Origin of the sequence: Pseudomonas sp. WC2401 (genome assembly GCF_041200115.1) — a bacterium.
Lineage (GTDB): Bacteria > Pseudomonadota > Gammaproteobacteria > Pseudomonadales > Pseudomonadaceae > Aquipseudomonas > Aquipseudomonas fragi.
The window spans coordinates 812,569-829,884 of the sequence record NZ_CP165623.1; the positions used below are offsets into that span (position 1 = coordinate 812,569).

The window sequence follows — 17,316 nt, forward strand, 5'->3', positions numbered from 1 at the left end:
GGCTGGCAGATACCTGAGATCAGGTATTCACAAGGAGTTGCTGCATGAAGAAGTTATTTGCTGCTGTGGCCGCTGTTGCGGCGTTTTCGGCCCACGCGGGCGATCTGTCGGTTGCGGCCACCCCGGTGCCCCACGCGGAGATCCTGGAGTTCGTGAAGCCTGCACTGGCCAAGGAGGGCGTCAACCTCAAGGTCAAGGTGTTCACCGACTACATCCAGCCAAACGTACAAGTGGCCGAAAAGCGCCTGGACGCCAACTTCTTCCAGCACCAGCCGTACCTGGATGAGTTCAACAAGGCCAAGGGCACCCATCTGGTCAGCGTTGCCGCTGTTCACCTGGAGCCGCTGGGCGCTTACTCGAGCAAGTACAAAAAGCTGGATGAAATCAAAGACGGTTCTACCGTGGTGATCCCGAATGACGCCACCAACGGCGGCCGTGCGCTGTTGTTGCTGGATAAGGCCGGGCTGATTACGCTCAAGGACAAGAGCAACATCCTGTCGACCCCCAAAGACATTACCGCCAACCCCAAGAATCTGAAGTTCCGCGAGCTGGAAGCGGCCACCATTCCACGGGTGCTGACCCAGGTTGATCTGGCGCTGATCAACACCAACTACGCGCTGGAAGCCAAGCTGAACCCGGAAAAAGACGCACTGGTCATCGAAGGCAGCGATTCGCCTTACGTGAACATTCTGGTTGCACGCCCGGATGACAAAGACTCGGCTGACATGCAAAAGCTGGTTGCAGCCCTGCACACCCCGGAAGTGAAAGCGTTCATTCTTGAGAAGTACAAAGGCGCCATCGTTCCGGCGTTCTGACACCCTCTGTCGGAGCAATCCCGCCCCTCTGTGGGAGCGGGCTTGCTCGCGATGGCATCCTTGCGGTTTTTCTGAAAGACCGTGTCGCCTGTATCGCAGGCAAGCCAGCTCCTGCAGATTAATCTGCCCCTCTCCCTCTTACTTGCGCTCAACCAACCCCGGCAACTGGGCAACCATCTTCTGGTTGTTGAACGGTGCGCGGATAAAACCCCGCTGAGTACCGTCCGGGCCGATCAGCGCAAGATTGCCGCTGTGATCCACGGTGTAGTTCGCCTTGCTGGTATCGGCCGGAATAAACGGAATGCTCACCGCATTGGCCAGTGTCTGCAGCTCATCGATGGAACCCGGCGTCAGGCCCACAAACTGCGGGTCAAAGTAGCCCAGGTACTGCTTGAGCTGCTGCGGCGTGTCGCGATGGGGATCAACGCTGACCAGCACGATCTGCAGCTTGTCCTGTACCTCCTTGGGCAGCTCGCTTTTGATCTGGCGCAGCTGGGCGAGGGTGGTCGGGCAAATGTCCGGGCAGAAGGTGTAGCCAAAAAACAGCATGCTCCACTTGCCTTTCAATTCATTCATCACCACCGGCTGACCGTCCTGGTTGGTCATCGTCACGTCCGGCAGCTGGCGGCTTTGCGGCAGCAAGATGATCCCGGCATCGATCAGCGACGTGTTGTCACCCTGGCTCTTGCCCGACATCATTTTGTTAAACGTCAGGCCCATGACCAACGCCACCAGCGCAACGAGGATAAAGACGGTTTTTTGAGTTTTAGTCATAGGTTCAACATCAGATAGTGGTCGACAAGCAGCGCGATAAACAGCAGGAACAGGTAGTAGATAGAGTACTTGAACGTGTTGATCGCCGCGTGCGGCTGGGTGCCACGGTACAGCACCCACGCCCAATGCAGAAAGCGTGCGCCCAACCCTAGCGCACAGCCCAGATAGAGCAAGCCGCTCATGTGGATCACAAACGGCAGCAAGCTCACTGCAAGCAGGACGAAGGTGTAAAGCAGGATATGCACCTTGGTGTAGTGCTCGCCGTGGGTGACCGGCAACATCGGGATATCGGCCTTGGCGTATTCCTCCTTGCGATAAATGGCCAGCGCCCAGAAATGCGGCGGGGTCCAGGCGAAGATAATCAGCACCAGCAGCAGTGGCTCGGCGGTGACCTGCCCGGTGACGGCCACCCAGCCCAGCAGTGGTGGTGCTGCCCCGGCCAGCCCGCCAATGACGATATTCTGCGGCGTGGCCCGCTTCAAAAACCCGGTGTAGATCACCGCATAGCCGAGCAGCGATGCCAGCGTCAGCCAGGTCGTCAGCGGGTTGGTAAATACCAGCAACAATGCCATGCCCGCCAGCGCCAGCAGCAGGGCGAAGGTCAGCGCAGCCAGCGGCGACACCCGGCCCCGGGCCAGCGGGCGCTTGTGGGTGCGGGCCATGACGGCGTCAATGCGCCGGTCCACCACATGATTGACCACCGCCGCGGCCCCGGCACACAGGCCAATACCCAGATTGCCGAAGATCAGCACGGGCCAGGGCACGCCGGCGCGGGTCGCGAGAAACATGCCTATCAGCGAAGTGATCAACATCAGCACCAGCACTTTGGGCTTGGTCAGCTCCAGATAATCGCGCCACAACGCCCGCTGTACGTGCTCGCCCATTACGGTCGCCACGGCTGCTCTCCTTTAAGGCTGAAGCTCCAGCGGGCAAAGCGCGGGGCCTTGACCCGCACCAGGGCCGTACGCGTGTGGTAATTGACCAGCACCAGGGTCAGCAACAACGCCGCGCCCCCGGCGTTGTGGGCCACCGCCACGGCCAGCGGCAACCCCAACAGCACATTGCTCAGGCCCAGGCTGATCTGCGCTGCCAGCGCCACCAGCAGCAACCCCGCCAGCCGGGTCATGCCGACCTTGCGCAATTGCCACGCCAGGCCCAGCAACACCCCGGTCAGCAGCACGGCGCCCAAACGATGGGTGAGGTGAATCGCCGTGCGGGCCTCGCTGTCCAGTTGCCCGCCCAGGTAGTTGGGGCCGATGTGCTGGGTCAGATGAAAGCCATTGGCGAAATCGGCCTCAGGCCACCATTGGCCATGACAGGTCGGCACATCAACACAGGCCACGGCGGCATAGTTGGAACTGACCCAGCCCCCCAGCGCGATCTGCAGGATCGCCAGCACCAGCCCGGCGGTGGCCCAGCGCTGCAGGCGCCGCGGCACTGCCAGCGCGGGCAATACGCCAGATAAGCGCAACGTCAGCAAAAACAGCAGGCTCAAGGTCGCGAAGCCGCCCAGTAAATGCCCCGTAACCACCTGCGGCCAAAGCTTGAGGGTCACCGTCCACATGCCAAAGGCGGCCTGGGCGATTACCACCAGCAAGATAAACAGTGGCAGCTTGAGCGGCTGATCGGGCAAGTGCCGCTGCCGCCAGGCCCGGGCCGCCAGCAACACGATCAACAGGCCCAGGGAGCCGGCGAAATAACGGTGGGTCATCTCGCTCCAGCCTTTGTCAGCTTCCACCGGGGTATCGGGAAAATGCAGCTCGGCATGGGCCAGTTGCGCCTCGGTCTTGGGCACGCTGATAAACCCGTAGCAGCCGGGCCAGTCCGGGCAGCCGAGGCCGGCGTGGGTCAGGCGGGTATAGGCGCCGAGCAGCACCACCACCAGCGCCAGCAGGGTGGCAAGCAGGGCAAGACGAAATCCGGCTTTGGCCATGACATAGCCCTCTATCCGATATTGGACAGCTTCAGCAGCAGGCGCAGGTCGTTGAGCACGTCCTTGCCGATCACCCCGGGGCCGTAGCGCAGCACCAGATTGCCGTGGGGGTCGATGATCCACAGTTGCGCCGCCCCGTTGCCCTCGGCGCCCTGTGTATAAGTCGGCAGGTCCAGGGTGTAGCGCTGCAATTGCGGGTATTCGAGCTGCAGTGTCGCGGCGTAGGCGGCATCCACCGGTTGTGCTGACGCCAGGGCGTGGCTGGCGCGGGAGGCATCGCGGCCCAGGCCAATCTGCAGTTGCCGGGCCAGGTACACCAGTTGCTGGCAGTCCGCCGCGCAAGCTTGTGGCGCGGTCACCAGCAGTTGCCAGCGTTGTTCATCGGCTGTCACCCCAAGGGCGGCGCGACTTTGCCCGTTGCCGAGCAACTCGCCGTGGTAGCTGCGGCTTTCGGGCAGCCAGAACTTGAGTTTGTACATGCCCGTGGCCAGCACCATCGGGCCGACGGTGAGCAGCAAAATAAGGACTAGCTGCAACCGCCCGCGCCGGCGTGTAACCGGCGACGGCGCAGGCGCGGAGTCAGGCGGATTGATGGCCGTTCCCATGGCGTTTCTCCTGTGCAGTGTGCCAACCGAGGTACAGATAGAGGCCGACCAACGCCAGTGCCATCGCGAACCATTGCACAGCATAGGCAGTGTGTTTTTCCGGGCCCATGCCCGTGGCAATCAGCGGCCAGTCGGCCTGATACGCTGCCGGGCCGGGGGCGATGCGCACCTCGTCGGCAAAGCCTTCACGGCCCAGTTCGGCCCACAGTTTGGCGGGCATGACGGCCGTCACCAGCCGTGGCCAGGGGGCGTCCAGCGGGTCGGCGTGTAGCTGGAAGGGCGTGCCCGGCGACTCATAGACCCAGGCCTGAATATCCAGGATTTGCCCGGGGGTGCTGAACTGCGGCGGGGTGCGGCGGCTTGGCCACGGTAACCAGCCGCGATTGAGCAACAGCCACTGGCCGCTGGCCTGATCCTGAAACGGTTGCAGCAGCTCGACACCGACCTGGCCGTCACGCACGCGGTTGTCCAGCAGCAGGCTGTGTTGCCCGTCGAAATGGCCGCGCAACTGCACGCGGCGAAAGGCCGGGTCGGCAAGCCCGAGCAGTTGCCCGACCGCTACCGGTGCGGCCACCTGGCGTTCGGCGTAGTTGTCGAGCAATACGCGCTTTTGCTCTGCGCGGCCCAACTGCCAGAAGCCCAGAAACAACAGCAGTGGCAGCAATGCCAACACCGTAAGGGTGGGCGCGATACCGGGGCGAAAGTGAGTCATAGCACATAAACAAACAAGAACAGGCCGAGCCACACCACATCCACAAAGTGCCAGTACCAGGTTGCGGCCTGAAAGCCGAACTGATGCTCGGCATTGAAATGCCCGCGCACGATGCGAATCAGCATGATCAGCAAGATCAGTGCGCCGATGGTGACATGGGCGCCGTGAAAGCCGGTGAGCATAAAGAATGTCGCGCCATAGATCCCCGAGCCCAGGGTCAGGCCCAGCTCCTTGTAGGCGTGGACATATTCCTCAGCCTGGAACCCCAAAAAGCCTGCGCCCAGCAACACCGTCAGTCCCAGCCAGAACTTCAGCGCGCCACGATGGCCCTTGTTCAGTGCGTGGTGGGCGATGGTCAGGGTGACGCTGGAACTGACCAGCAACACAGTGTTGAGCAGTGGCAAGCCCCAGGGGCTGATGGTGCCCTTGGGTGGCGGGTACAGGGCAGGGTCGGGGGTGTGCAGCAGCGGCCAGGCGAACTGAAAGTCGGGCCACAGCATATGTGCCACCGCCTTGCTGCCTTCACCGCCCAGCCACGGGCCAGCAAAGTGACGCACATAAAACAGGGCACCAAAAAAGGCGAGAAAGAACATCACCTCGGAAAAAATAAACCAGGTCATGCCCCAGCGGAACGAACGGTCCAGTTGTGAGCTGTAGAGCCCGGCGCGGCTCTCTTTGATCACGGCGCCAAACCAGCCGAACATCATGTAGGCCACAATCAGACCGCCGACGAAAAAGATCAGCGGCCCGTGGGACTCAGGCCGCGCCGCCTTAAGATCGTTAAACCATGTGCCCAAGCCATACACCGTGACCAGCAAGCCGATAGTGGCAATGATCGGCCACTTGCTCTGTGCCGGGACGTAGTACTGATCGTGAGTTGCCATGAGGCGTTCTCCTATCGGGAAGGCTGGTCAGCGTCCTTGCCGGCGACAGCGGCGACGGGCGGATGGCGAGCGGTGATATCGAACAGCGTGTAAGCCAGCGTCAGGTGTTTCACATCCTTGGGCATGGCCCGATCGACAATAAAGCGCATCGGCATTTCGATCCGTTCACCCGGTTGCAGCACCTGTTGGGTAAAGCAAAAACACTCGGTTTTGTGAAAATACTGAGCCGCTTCGGCGGGAGAAATGCTCGGCACTGCCTGGGCCGACATCGGATGGTCGGTGGGGTTGTAGGCAACAAAGACCATCTCGTTGACTGCCCCGGGGTTGACCACCAACTGATCCCCCTTGGGGTAGAAGTCCCACACCATGTCGATGGCGTTGGTGGACAAAAACTGCACCCGCACCTGACGGCTCGGGTCTACCACCTGCTCGCCTTCGTACTGCCCGGCGGTCTTGCCGTTGATGCCGAAGGCCTTGCACATCACGTCGTAGATCGGCACCAGGGCAAAGCCAAAGGCAAACATCACCACCACCAGCAGCGACAGGCGCAGGACCAGGCGTTTGATGGGGGTTGAGTTATTCACCCTTGATCTCCCTGGAGCCAAAAGCCCCTCACCCTAACCCTCTCCCAAAGGGAGAGGGGACTGACCGCATGCGGCGTCGAGAACACCCCCAATCTGCTCCCTCTCCCTCGGGAGAGGGCTGGGGTGAGGGGCCTTTGACCTTTCATTTGATTTCCGGCGGCGTGGTAAAGGTGTGATACGGCGCGGGCGAAGGCACGCTCCATTCCAGACCTTCGGCGCCGTCCCACGGTTTGGCCGGTGCTGGCGGGCCGCCGCGAATGCATTTGATGACAATAAACAGGAACAAAAACTGCGTAGCCCCAAACATGAACCCGCCAATCGACGACACCATGTTGAAATCGGCAAATTGCAGGTTGTAGTCCGGAATCCGCCGCGGCATGCCCGCCAACCCCACAAAGTGCATCGGGAAGAACGTCAGGTTCATGCCCACAAATGACAGCCAGAAATGCAGCTTGCCCAGGGTTTCGTCATACATGTGGCCGGTCCATTTCGGCAGCCAGTAGTAGGTCGAGGCGAAGATGCCAAAGATTGCCCCCGGCACCAGCACATAGTGGAAATGCGCCACCACAAAATAGGTGTCGTGGTACTGGAAATCGGCCGGGGCAATGGCCAGCATCAACCCGGAAAACCCGCCGATGGTGAATAGAATCACAAAGGCCACGGCAAACAGCATCGGCGTTTCAAAGGTCAGCGAGCCTTGCCACATGGTGCTGGCCCAGTTGAATACCTTGACCCCGGTGGGCACCGCGATCAGCAGCGTGGCGTACATAAAGAACAGCTCGCCCACCAGCGGAATGCCCACCACAAACATGTGGTGCGCCCACACGATAAACGACAGGAAGGCGATGCTGGCCGTGGCGTAGACCATCGAGGTGTAGCCGAACAGCGGCTTGCGCGAGAAGGTCGGGATGATCGCGCTGACGGCGCCGAAAGCCGGCAGGATCATGATGTAAACCTCGGGATGGCCGAAAAACCAGAACACATGCTGGAACAGCACCGGGTCACCGCCACCCGCAGCGCTGAAAAAGCTGGTGCCGAAGTGAATGTCCATCAACATCATGGTCACCACCCCGGCCAACACCGGCATCACCGCAATCAGCAGGAAGGCGGTGATCAGCCAGGTCCAGACAAACAGCGGCATTTTCATCAGGGTCATGCCGGGGGCGCGCAAATTGAGAATGGTGGCTATCACGTTGATGGCCCCCATGATTGAACTGATACCCATCAAATGAATGGCAAAAATAAAGTAAGTCACGCTTTCGGGTGCATAGGTGGTGGACAGCGGGGCGTAGAACGTCCAGCCGAAGTTGGGCCCGCCCCCGGCGGTGAACAGCGTTGAAACCAGCAGCAGGAACGCCGCGGGCAACAGCCAGAAGCTGAAGTTGTTCATGCGTGGCAGGGCCATGTCCGGCGCGCCGATCATCAGCGGGATCATCCAGTTGGCCAGGCCGACAAACGCCGGCATCACCGCGCCAAAGACCATGATCAGCCCGTGCATGGTGGTCATCTGGTTGAAGAAGGCCGGGGCCACGATCTGCAGGCCGGGCTGGAACAGCTCGGCGCGGATCACCATCGCAAACGAGCCACCGAGCAAAAACATGCAGAAGCTGAACCACAGGTACAAGGTGCCGATGTCCTTGTGGTTGGTGGTCAATACCCAGCGCATCAGGCCTTTGGCCGGGCCGTGAGCCTGGCCGTCTGCATGGCCGTGGTCATCGATAACAGCACTCATGTCCTGACTCCTGCAAGCAGCTGGACCAAGAAGTCGGCGGCACAGTGCCCCCGACCGTTGCGTGGGCACACCCTTGAGCGGCTCATTTGCCTTGCGCCTGTTTGAGCGCCAGCACGTCTTTTGGCGTCACCATGTCGCCCTTGTTGTTACCCCAGGCGTTGCGCTCGTAGGTCACGACCGCAGCGATGTCGACTTCCGACAGTTGCTTGCCAAACGCGGCCATTGCCGTGCCCGGTTTGCCGAAAAACACCCGGTGCAGGTGATCGGCGGCAGGCCCGGTGGCAATCGGCGACCCCTTGAGTGCCGGGAACATGGGCGGCAGGCCCTGGCCCTGAGCCTGGTGACAGGCCACGCAAGCGGTGTGGTAGACCTTGTCACCCCGCGCCACCAGTTCGTCGAGGGTCCACTCCTTGCTGGTCAATTCCTTGAGTTGCGCGGCCTGGGCCTTGCGTTCGGCTAACCAGGTGTCGTAATCGGCCCTGGTTTTGACATCGACCACGATCGGCATGAAACCGTGGTCCTTGCCGCACAGCTCGGCACATTGGCCGCGATAGATGCCGGGCTTCTCGACGCGGGTCCAGGCTTCGTTGATAAAACCGGGGATGGCGTCCCGCTTGACCGCAAAGGCCGGCACCCACCAGGAGTGGATCACGTCGGCCGACGTCACCAGAAACCGCACCTTGGCACCAATGGGCAACACCAGCGGTTCATCGACTTCAAGCAGGTAATGCTCGCCCTTGGGGGCCTGGTTATGGATTTGATCAGCGGGGGTGGCCAGGTTGCTGAAGAACTCGACGTCCTGGCCCAGGTATTTGTAATGCCATTTCCACTGATAGCCGGTGACCTGGATATCCACATCCGAGTCACTGCTGTCATAGATATGGATCAGGGTGCGGGTCGCCGGTACAGCCATGGCGATCAGGATCACCAGGGGGATGATCGTCCACAGGATTTCGACTTTGGTGCTCTCGTGGAAGCTGGCGGCCTGCTGGCCGGTGGAGCGACGGTGAACGATCATCGACCAGAACATGGCCCCGAAGACGATGATGCCGATCACCACACAGATCCAGAAGATGGTCATGTGCAGGTTGAAGACCGCATGGCTGACTTCGGTTGCACCCGGCGCCATATTCACGGTCCAGGCCGCTTGTGCCTGGCCGAACACTGACCACAACAGCAGGCCCATCCATAGGTGTGGATGTCGCATCGCGGTGTTCCCCTTTGTTTTTCTTGTTATTGCGCCGGTCTGCATCAGTACACGGGCAGCGCTACAAGGGGGCGGTGTTCAAACCAGCTGTCTATTACCGCCGAGCCTCGTCTGCTCAAGCAGTCGAGCGTCATCGAATAACGGTTACAGAAACGAGTATAGACACCCGGCCCAACCCCGCAATACGAGGGGCCAAAACAATGAAATAAGGGACCATCGACAAATGGCACTCACTGCCTGGTCACAAAATGAATAACAATACTCCCCCTGAAAAAGCCCTTTCCTTGACTTGAGAAGGCTACTTTTAAAGTACCTCCCTGCCTGACACCCCCCCTGGAGTTCCCATGAACACCGCCGCCATCCGCGTGCAGATCTCGCGTGCCCAAGAACATGAGGCCAGCACGGGCCTGCTCGCCAAGCATCTGGCCGCTCAATTGCCACACCTGCACACCGCTATTCAACTGCCTGAAGTCGACCGTAATGTGGTGATGACGCGTTTTGTCAGCGCCTATATCGACCAGGTGCCCGACTTGCTTGATGCGGCCAATGAAGTTGCCCGTGAAGCCGGTATCGAGTCGCAGATAACGCCCATCCTGAAAATCGCCGAGCAGTTTTTTGCCCAGCCACTGCCGCTGCTCGATGGCCACGAAGGGCTGGAGGGTTTGCTGGACGAGGCTTACCTGGCGCACCGCCTGGTCGAAGAGGTCAACGATCTTTATATCAAGCACTTCCAGCAGCCGCTGATTCCGCTGGACATGACCGTGGCCAACCTGATTGCCCACCAGTTGATCGGCGAAGACTTCGCCAACCAGCTGGACGCCGCCGTGCATCATGCCGTTGACCTGATGCTCAACGAAGAGAGCTTTGCCCTGGAGTCGGTCGAGGCCTACCGCGAGCGCCTGACCAGCCCCGAGACCGGCGCTGCCTGGAAGCGCTGGCCGTGCCTGTCCAAGCAATTGGGCGTTGGCCTGGCGTTGTAAGATTTTTGCAGGCTTTTTGTGGGAGCTGGCTTGCCTGCGAAGCAGTCGCTGCGGTTTAACTGACGGACCGCGTTGAAGCCATCGCGAGCAAGCCCGCTCCCACCGATCATGCCGCTTAAAACCGCGCTTTGGGCGTCGCGCTCGGGATCGGGCTGGTGCCGTCCAGCGGCAGGAAGGCGCCCTTGTCGGCATCGTAGGCCTTGATGGCGCTGGTTTCGATGTCGTACACCCAGCCATGAATAAACAGATGCCCGTTGGCCATGCGTGACGCCACCGACGGGTGCGTGCGCAAGTGCTGCAGTTGGGCAATCACGTTTTCTTCGGTCAGCACATGCATGCTTTCCGATTCATTCGCGCAGTTGCAGTTGTCCTGCACCATGGTCTTGGCCACTTCCACGTGGTGCAACCAGGCTTTTACCGTCGGCATTTTTTTCAGGCTGGCGGGGTTGAGCACGGCGCGCATCGCGCCACAATCGGAATGCCCGCAAATGATGATGTGCTGCACGCCAAGTGCCAGTACCGCGTACTCGATGGCCGTGGAAACACCCCCGTTCATCTGGCCGTAAGGCGGTACAACGTTGCCCACGTTACGGGTCACGAACAGATCGCCCGGTGCGCTCTGGGTGATCAGCTCCGGCACGATGCGCGAATCGGCGCAGGCGATAAACATCGCCCGCGGGTTTTGCGCCGTGGCGAGTTTTTTGAAAAAAGCTTCTTGTTCAGGGAAGATTTCGTGATGAAAGTGCAAAAAGCCATCAACGATATGGTGCAGTGCTGTGTCGGCACTTTCGGCCGCGGCCGAGGCCTGTGGTTTAGGCTTGTCAGTCATCGTTGTATCCCTGGGCAAAAGTGGTAGCGGATGTTACCTGAAGTCATTTCTCCGTCAAAATACCCAGTGCTTTGGCCGCTTCTTCCAGCTCCAGCTCACTGAATACCTGTACTCCGGCACGGGTCAACAAGGCCGCAGTTACGCCCTGCCCCTCGACTTTTACCCCACTAAAGCTGCCGTCATAGGTTAGCCGGTTGCCGCAGGACGGGCTGTTGGCCTTGAGAATAGCAAGGCGGATGCCATGACGCTCAACCAGCGCCAGAGCCTGACGCGCCCCGGACACAAACGCCTCGGTTACGTCTTCGCCTTCGGTGGTGATGACCGCAGCCTTGCCCGCGAGCACCTCGACGCCCTGGCCACCAGGGATCTCTGCTGCAGCGCGTGGCGTGGGCAAGCCCCCCGCTACTTCCGGGCACAGGGCAATCACCCGGCCTTCAGCCTGCCATTGCGCCAGTTGTGCATAGGGGCCGCTGGCGCCGCCGTCGTAACGCACACGGTGGCCCAGCAGGCAACGGCTGACCAATACTTTGGGGCTCATACAAACACCTCGGTGGCGCGACGGCGAAACCAGCCGGTCAACGACAGGCGGTCACGGGTGGCAGGCATGACTTCGTGGGGGATTTCGCCCGAGAGAAATACTACAAGGCAACCACCCGTTGGCAACACGTCATAGTCGACATTGCCGTCCAGGTACATGCGCAAATGCCCACCGTGCTCAGGCAGCCAGCCCTGGTTGAGATAGACCACGGCCGAAACCATGCGCCGGTCATCATCACGGAAACGGTCCAGATGCTTGAGGTAGAAAGCCCCCGGCGGGTACAGGGCAAAGTGGCTTTCAAAGTCCTCCAGGCCCAAAAAAAGCCTGCGATTCATGGCGATTCGCAGGCTTTCCATCAACCCCAGGTAACTGTCGCAGGCCAAAGCCTCACCCGGCTCCAACCATTGAATATGGTCCCCGCGAATACCTTCGCGGACCTCCTGCGTCACGCCGCGCCCTACCGCTGCCGGGGTCAGTTCGCCCTCGGCAGAACGTTTATGGCACTCAGCCGCCAGTTCGAGGGTCAGAGCCTCGGGCAGGAAGATAGTTTGCTGTGACCATCCCTGCGTATACAGGTCGTCGACGATGCGTAGCAACAGCGGGTGATCAGAGGGTATGTGCATGGCGCGCATAGTATCGAGCCGCCTCAAAATCTGACAGCTCCGTCTGGCTGCCAACGTCGAAAAAAAACACTTGGGCATTTTAAGCCTACAAGAGCGAGAGGAATTCTCGACAAGTCCTACGCCACACCCGGACAATAGCGCCCTGCAGACAGGAGCCCCCCATGCACCGCTTGTTTTTACTGTTAATGATGTTTTGTACGTTACCCGCATGGGCAGATAACCTCGATGATCTGTTTACGGTCGCCGGCTGGCCACAACAACGTGCGCACTTCAATGACGCACTGAGCGCTGCCCAGGAACGCTACCGCAACAATTTGCCGCCTGCGGTCTATCAAGCGCTGGTCAATAACAGCAACCAGCGCTTTGAAGCTGCGGCGATGGACAAGCGTGCCAGGGACCAGATGCGCAGCAATTTGCCTGACCCAAAGCCGGCCTTGATGTTTTTTCGCTCGCCCCTGGGCGGCAAGATTGTCTCTGCCGAGTTGCTGGCCACCCGCCGCGACCAATTGGCCCAGCACGCCCAGGGCCTGCCGCGCATGGAGGCTGACGCCACCCGCCAGTTGCTGATCAATCATTTGTCCCGTGCACTGCCTGCGCGGGAAGCCGGGGCCGAGGTCAGCCTGGCAATTGCCGGTGTTGCCGCTGACAGCTTGAGTTCGATGATCCCCGGGCTACTGGGCGGCGGGCAAGCGCAAAGCATGTTGAACAGCCAGCGCCAACGCCTCATGGATCAGATCGGCGGTGAGCTGGATAACACCTTGCTCTATGTGTATCGCGACCTGTCTGACCCGGAACTGGAAGAGTTCGTCACCTTCGCCCAGTCGCCTGACGGCAAGACCTATTATCAGGCTGCTCTGGCTGCAGTTCGCGCCGGATTGGCGGTGGGGCAAAGCACTGCAAACCTGAACCCATAAAACTACGGTGCCCTTGGGGGAGCGGCCTTGCTCGCGATGGCATCGCAGGCAAGCCAGCTCCTGCAGCAAGAGTCAGTCTCAGAGATACTGGTCCAGAAAGCCGAAATACTGCTCGCGTATTGCGGCCGTTTCATTCGCCAGATGGTGCCGCGCTTCAGGCAACAACAGCACCCGGGGCTGATTGAACCGGGTTTTGAGCACTTCAAGGTTATGTTGCCAATCCACGGTTTTATCGGCCTGGCCCTGAACCACCAAAGGCTGACGCGCACTCGGCGACGCGTTCTCTATTCGCGGGATCCAGCGCGCCAGCGCGCCCACCCAGGCCGTGGGCAAACGCAGCGGTTGCAGCGGGTCGGCTTGCAGGAACGGCAAGAAAGCCGGGTCGTTGGAGTTCTCGCTAAAACGCCGGGCAATGCCTTTTACGAACGGGCGCAGCAGGTAGTAGCTGAGTTTTGACCAGCCCCAGTCTTTGGGCCGTACCAACGGCGAGAGCAGAATGGCCTTGCCCTGGGCCGGGCTTTGCTCGCCGTAGCGCAGCAGGTGATCGAGCACAATGGCCCCACCCGTACTCTGCCCGCACAAGTGCCAGGGCTGCGGTAATTGCAATGATTGAGCTTCGATAAACAGACCTTGCAGCACCGCCTGGTACTGGGCGAAATCATCGATGCTGGCCCGTTCGCCACTGGACAGGCCGTGCCCTGGCAGGTCGCAGGCAATCACCACAAACCCGCGGTTCAACCCCCACTCGATCACATGCCGATACAGCCCCATGTGATCGTAAAAACCGTGAATCACAAACAGCGTGGCCACTGGCGGGGCATCAGGCCACCACACCTGGCTGACGATTTCATAACCGCCCGCATTGAAGCGCCCCAACTGGCGTTTGACTGCCGGTGAGCGCTGTGCGAAATCCAGCCCGTAAAAACGCTGGTACGCCAGCGCCTCACTCGATAGCGGCTGCCCGGCGGCCAACGGCTGCAGGCTGGCACGCAAGGAATCGGGAGAAAACGGGGCAGGCATAGGGGCTTCCAGACAGGGCGCGGGCGCGCAAAACAGGCTTTATAGACCATCGATATTCATCTGTCAGGTCAGGCATGGCAAGCTACGCGGCCTTCAAGGAGCTTTTGCATGCCGCTGCCCACGCCCAAAACCCTGCTGGCCTGCCTGCTGGCGCTGATCTGCGCGGCGGGGCTGTGGGCCGCTTATGACTGGTTCCAGGGCCGCTACATTCGCGCCTTCAGCGAGCAGACCGCAGTATTTGCCGGGGACATCCTCAGCCTGCCCGCCGAGCTGTCCGGCCCCGGGGCAATCCGCGTGGTGCACTTCTGGGACCCGGCTTGCCCGTGCAACGTCGGCAACCAGCAGCACCTCAGCGAGCTGCTGGCTCATTACGCGCCCCAAGGCGTCGAGTTCTATTCGCTGCAAAAGCCCGGCAGCCGCGGTCAGCTCCCCGCCACCCTGGGCGCCATCAAACCCCTGCACAGCCTGCCCGGCGCCGAGCGCCTGAGCGCCAGCCCGGCGGTCGCCATCTGGGACCGCAGCGGCCAGTTGGCCTACTTCGGCCCTTACAGCGAAGGTGCCACCTGCAATGCCAGCAACAGCTTTATCGAGCCGATCCTGCAAGCCCTGAGCGAGGGGCGCCCGGTCAAGGCCACGCACACGATGGCGGTGGGCTGTTACTGCGCGTGGCAGGACGAGCGCTCTGCCCGGCCATAACGCTGTGGCGCCCACGACCCGAACAAGGAATTGCTCCATGAAACGCAGCCTGACCGTTATCGCCGTTGTCGTTGCCGCCCTCGCGGGTGGCGGGTTCTGGTATGTGCAAAGCAAACTGCCCACGCGTCAGGGCCAGGTTGCGCTGGCGACGCTGCAAGGGCCGGTGACGGTGCGTTATGACGAGCGAGGGGTGCCGCATATCCGCGCAGGCAACCAGGCCGACATGTACCGCGCCCTGGGCTATGTCCAGGCGCAAGACCGGCTGTTTCAGATGGAAATCATGCGCCGTCTCGCGCGGGGCGAGCTGGCCGAAGTGCTGGGGCCAAAGCTGGTCGATACCGACAAGTTGTTTCGCAGCCTGCGGATCCGTGAGCGGGCCGCCAGCTACCTGGCTGAGCTGGACCCGCAGTCGCCGGCATTCCTGGCCTTGCAGGCGTACCTGGACGGCATCAACCAGTACCAGGCCCACCACGCCAGGCCCGTGGAGTTCGACCTGCTGGGCATCAAGCCACGGCCCTTTACGGCCGAAGACACCATCAGCGTCGCCGGGTACATGGCCTACAGTTTTGCCGCCGCCTTTCGCACAGAGCCATTGCTAACCTATGTGCGCGACCAACTGGGCAGCGATTACCTGAAGATTTTTGACCTCGACTGGCAACCCCAGGGTGTATTGGCCCCGGCGCTGGCGGCCAGTGACTGGAAAGCCCTGGGGGCGTTGGCGCAACTGAGCGATCAGGCCCTGAGCCAGGCAGGCTTGCCGCAGTTTGAAGGCAGCAACGCCTGGGTGGTGTCGGGCAAACGCACGCAAAGCGGCAAGCCGCTGCTGGCGGGTGACCCGCACATTCGCTTTGCCGTGCCATCCGTGTGGTACGAGGCCCAGCTCTCGGCCCCGGACTTTGACCTGTATGGCTACCATCAGGCGCTGGTGCCGTTCGCGTTTCTAGGCAACAACCGCGATTTTGGCTGGAGCCTGACCATGTTCCAGAACGACGACCTGGACCTGATCGCGGAAAAGACCAACCCCGCCAACCCCAACCAGGTGTGGTACCACGGCCAGTGGGTCGACATGACCCGCAGCGACCAACAGATTGCCGTCAAGGGCGAGGCGCCGGTGACCCTCACCTTGCGCCAGTCGCCCCACGGGCCGATTATCAATGACGTGCTGGGCGCCACGGCGGGCAACACCCCGATTGCCATGTGGTGGGGCTTTCTGGAGACGAAAAATCCGATCCTCGAAGGCTTCTACCAGCTCAACCGCGCCGACACCCTGAGCAAGGCGCGTACGGCAGCGACGTTTATTCAGGCGCCGGGGCTGAACCTGGTGTGGGCAAACGCCAAGGGGGATATCGGATGGTGGGCAGCAGCGCAGTTGCCCAAACGCCCGGCGGGGGTCAACCCGGCATTCATCCTCGATGGCAGCACCTCACAGGCCGATAAAGACGGTTTTTACCCGTTCAGCGCCAACCCCCAGGAAGAAAACCCGGCGCGGGGCTATATCGTGTCGGCCAACTTTCAGCCGCTGTCGCCTGCCGGCATCGAGATTCCCGGTTATTACAACCTGGCCGATCGCGGCCAGCAGCTTGATCGCCAGCTCAGCGATGCCAGCGTGAAGTGGAACCTGATAAACAGCCAGGCCCTGCAGTTGGGGACTGCCACGGGCTACGCGCAGCGTGTGCTCAAGCCCCTGTTGCCGGTGCTGCGCGAAGTGGTCACGGACCCGGGCGAACGCAAACTGGTGGAGCAACTGGCACAGTGGAAGGGCGATTACCCGCTGGACTCAACTGCGGCGACCTTGTTCAACCAGTTTTTGTACAGCCTCACAGAGGCCACCATGCGCGACAAACTGGGCGACAGTTTTTTTGATGCCATGCTGACTACGCGTGTGATCGATGCTGCCTTGCCGCGCCTGGCGGCCAGCCCGGATTCACCGTGGTGGGACAACCGCAGCACCGCGCGCACAGAAACCCGCGCCGATACGGTCAAGGTGGCGTGGCAGGCCAGCATCGCCCATTTGAAGGCCACCCTGGGTGACGACCCCGGGCAATGGCGCTGGGGCGTGGCCCACACCCTGACCCATGAACATCCGCTGGGGCGGCAAAAGCCCCTGGACTGGCTGCTCAACGTCGGCCCCTTCGCCGCCCCCGGCGGCCACGAAGTGCCCAACAACCTCAGCGCCAAACTGGGCAATGCCCCGTGGCCAGTGAGCTACGGCCCGTCTACCCGGCGCCTGATCGACTTTGCCGAGCCGTCCCACGGGCTGACCATCAACCCGGTCGGGCAAAGTGGCGTGCCGTTCGACAAGCACTACCGCGACCAGGCTGAGTCCTACATCGAGGGTGATTACGACAAACCGCATATGGACGAAAACGAAATCCAGCTCAATACCCGCAGCACCTTGCGGCTGGTGCCAGCGGGGTAAGGCCGATGTGGGAGCGGGCTTGCTCGCGACTGGATCGTCGCGGTCTTGCAG

18 protein-coding genes are annotated in these 17,316 nt (G+C 61.2%); 5 read left to right on the plus strand and 13 right to left on the minus strand.

The window, feature by feature from the left end; genetic code table 11:
• Positions 1 to 44 precede the first annotated feature (44 nt).
• The gene (locus tag AB3G35_RS03575; protein WP_016782740.1) at positions 45 to 815 is read left to right on the plus strand and encodes a MetQ/NlpA family ABC transporter substrate-binding protein; all 771 of its coding nucleotides are present in this window, start codon (positions 45 to 47) and stop codon (positions 813 to 815) included.
• Positions 816 to 953: 138 nt separating this feature from the next.
• On the opposite strand, the gene AB3G35_RS03580 is transcribed toward AB3G35_RS03575, so the two are convergent.
• The 9 genes from AB3G35_RS03580 to coxB all read right to left on the minus strand — a co-directional run bounded on the left by AB3G35_RS03580 (position 954) and on the right by coxB (position 9,246).
• On the minus strand, positions 954 to 1,589 hold the full coding sequence (locus AB3G35_RS03580; RefSeq protein ID WP_016782739.1) for an SCO family protein: 636 nt from the start codon (positions 1,587 to 1,589) through the stop codon (positions 954 to 956).
• Complete coding sequence (cyoE, locus tag AB3G35_RS03585) at positions 1,586 to 2,485, minus strand: heme o synthase (RefSeq protein WP_369782313.1); 900 nt, start codon at positions 2,483 to 2,485, stop codon at positions 1,586 to 1,588. Before cyoE ends, AB3G35_RS03580 begins: the two co-directional genes overlap by 4 nt.
• On the minus strand, positions 2,473 to 3,522 hold the full coding sequence (locus AB3G35_RS03590; RefSeq protein ID WP_106115675.1) for a heme A synthase: 1,050 nt from the start codon (positions 3,520 to 3,522) through the stop codon (positions 2,473 to 2,475). The genes cyoE and AB3G35_RS03590 overlap by 13 nt, the downstream gene beginning before the upstream one ends.
• 11 nt (positions 3,523 to 3,533) lie before the next feature.
• Positions 3,534 to 4,127: a hypothetical protein gene (locus AB3G35_RS03595; protein WP_106115674.1), complete on the minus strand. Its 594-nt coding sequence runs from the start codon at positions 4,125 to 4,127 to the stop codon at positions 3,534 to 3,536.
• Positions 4,102 to 4,839, minus strand: a complete 738-nt coding sequence (locus AB3G35_RS03600) for an SURF1 family protein (protein ID WP_196883331.1) — start codon at positions 4,837 to 4,839, stop codon at positions 4,102 to 4,104. Before AB3G35_RS03600 ends, AB3G35_RS03595 begins: the two co-directional genes overlap by 26 nt.
• A complete protein-coding gene (locus tag AB3G35_RS03605) occupies positions 4,836 to 5,723 on the minus strand; it encodes a cytochrome c oxidase subunit 3 (RefSeq protein WP_016782734.1) in 888 nt (295 codons plus the stop codon). Before AB3G35_RS03605 ends, AB3G35_RS03600 begins: the two co-directional genes overlap by 4 nt.
• A gap of 11 nt (positions 5,724 to 5,734) precedes the next feature.
• On the minus strand, positions 5,735 to 6,307 hold the full coding sequence (locus AB3G35_RS03610; protein WP_169909883.1) for a cytochrome c oxidase assembly protein: 573 nt from the start codon (positions 6,305 to 6,307) through the stop codon (positions 5,735 to 5,737).
• A gap of 142 nt (positions 6,308 to 6,449) precedes the next feature.
• Positions 6,450 to 8,039, minus strand: a complete 1,590-nt coding sequence (ctaD, locus tag AB3G35_RS03615) for a cytochrome c oxidase subunit I (protein WP_016782732.1) — start codon at positions 8,037 to 8,039, stop codon at positions 6,450 to 6,452.
• Between the two features lie 82 nt (positions 8,040 to 8,121).
• Complete coding sequence (gene coxB, locus AB3G35_RS03620; RefSeq protein ID WP_037001590.1) at positions 8,122 to 9,246, minus strand: cytochrome c oxidase subunit II; 1,125 nt, start codon at positions 9,244 to 9,246, stop codon at positions 8,122 to 8,124.
• Positions 9,247 to 9,590: 344 nt separating this feature from the next.
• On the opposite strand from coxB, the gene AB3G35_RS03625 reads away from it, so the two are divergent.
• The gene (locus AB3G35_RS03625; protein ID WP_016782730.1) at positions 9,591 to 10,226 is read left to right on the plus strand and encodes a hypothetical protein; all 636 of its coding nucleotides are present in this window, start codon (positions 9,591 to 9,593) and stop codon (positions 10,224 to 10,226) included.
• A gap of 115 nt (positions 10,227 to 10,341) precedes the next feature.
• Here AB3G35_RS03625 and AB3G35_RS03630 read toward each other — a convergent pair whose 3' ends face one another.
• Genes AB3G35_RS03630 through AB3G35_RS03640 form a run of 3 tightly spaced genes read right to left on the minus strand, consistent with a single transcriptional unit; the run spans position 10,342 to position 12,225 of the window.
• Complete coding sequence (locus tag AB3G35_RS03630) at positions 10,342 to 11,055, minus strand: carbonic anhydrase (RefSeq protein ID WP_016782729.1); 714 nt, start codon at positions 11,053 to 11,055, stop codon at positions 10,342 to 10,344.
• Between the two features lie 43 nt (positions 11,056 to 11,098).
• Positions 11,099 to 11,593 carry a DUF523 domain-containing protein gene (locus tag AB3G35_RS03635; protein WP_016782728.1) on the minus strand — a complete coding sequence of 165 codons (495 nt, stop codon included), beginning with the start codon at positions 11,591 to 11,593 and terminating at the stop codon, positions 11,099 to 11,101.
• Positions 11,590 to 12,225 carry a 2OG-Fe(II) oxygenase gene (locus AB3G35_RS03640; protein WP_016782727.1) on the minus strand — a complete coding sequence of 212 codons (636 nt, stop codon included), beginning with the start codon at positions 12,223 to 12,225 and terminating at the stop codon, positions 11,590 to 11,592. Before AB3G35_RS03640 ends, AB3G35_RS03635 begins: the two co-directional genes overlap by 4 nt.
• A 152-nt stretch (positions 12,226 to 12,377) precedes the next feature.
• Between AB3G35_RS03640 and AB3G35_RS03645 the strand changes: the two genes are divergently transcribed.
• Complete coding sequence (locus AB3G35_RS03645) at positions 12,378 to 13,130, plus strand: hypothetical protein (RefSeq protein WP_086795616.1); 753 nt, start codon at positions 12,378 to 12,380, stop codon at positions 13,128 to 13,130.
• A 78-nt stretch (positions 13,131 to 13,208) separates the two neighbouring features.
• Here AB3G35_RS03645 and AB3G35_RS03650 read toward each other — a convergent pair whose 3' ends face one another.
• Positions 13,209 to 14,150 carry an alpha/beta hydrolase gene (locus AB3G35_RS03650; protein WP_016782725.1) on the minus strand — a complete coding sequence of 314 codons (942 nt, stop codon included), beginning with the start codon at positions 14,148 to 14,150 and terminating at the stop codon, positions 13,209 to 13,211.
• Positions 14,151 to 14,258: 108 nt separating this feature from the next.
• On the opposite strand from AB3G35_RS03650, the gene AB3G35_RS03655 reads away from it, so the two are divergent.
• Positions 14,259 to 14,846 (plus strand): DUF6436 domain-containing protein, encoded by a 588-nt coding sequence (locus AB3G35_RS03655; RefSeq protein ID WP_016782724.1) that lies wholly within the window; start codon positions 14,259 to 14,261, stop codon positions 14,844 to 14,846.
• A gap of 37 nt (positions 14,847 to 14,883) precedes the next feature.
• On the plus strand, positions 14,884 to 17,265 hold the full coding sequence (locus tag AB3G35_RS03660; protein WP_369782314.1) for a penicillin acylase family protein: 2,382 nt from the start codon (positions 14,884 to 14,886) through the stop codon (positions 17,263 to 17,265).
• Positions 17,266 to 17,316: the final 51 nt, after the last annotated feature.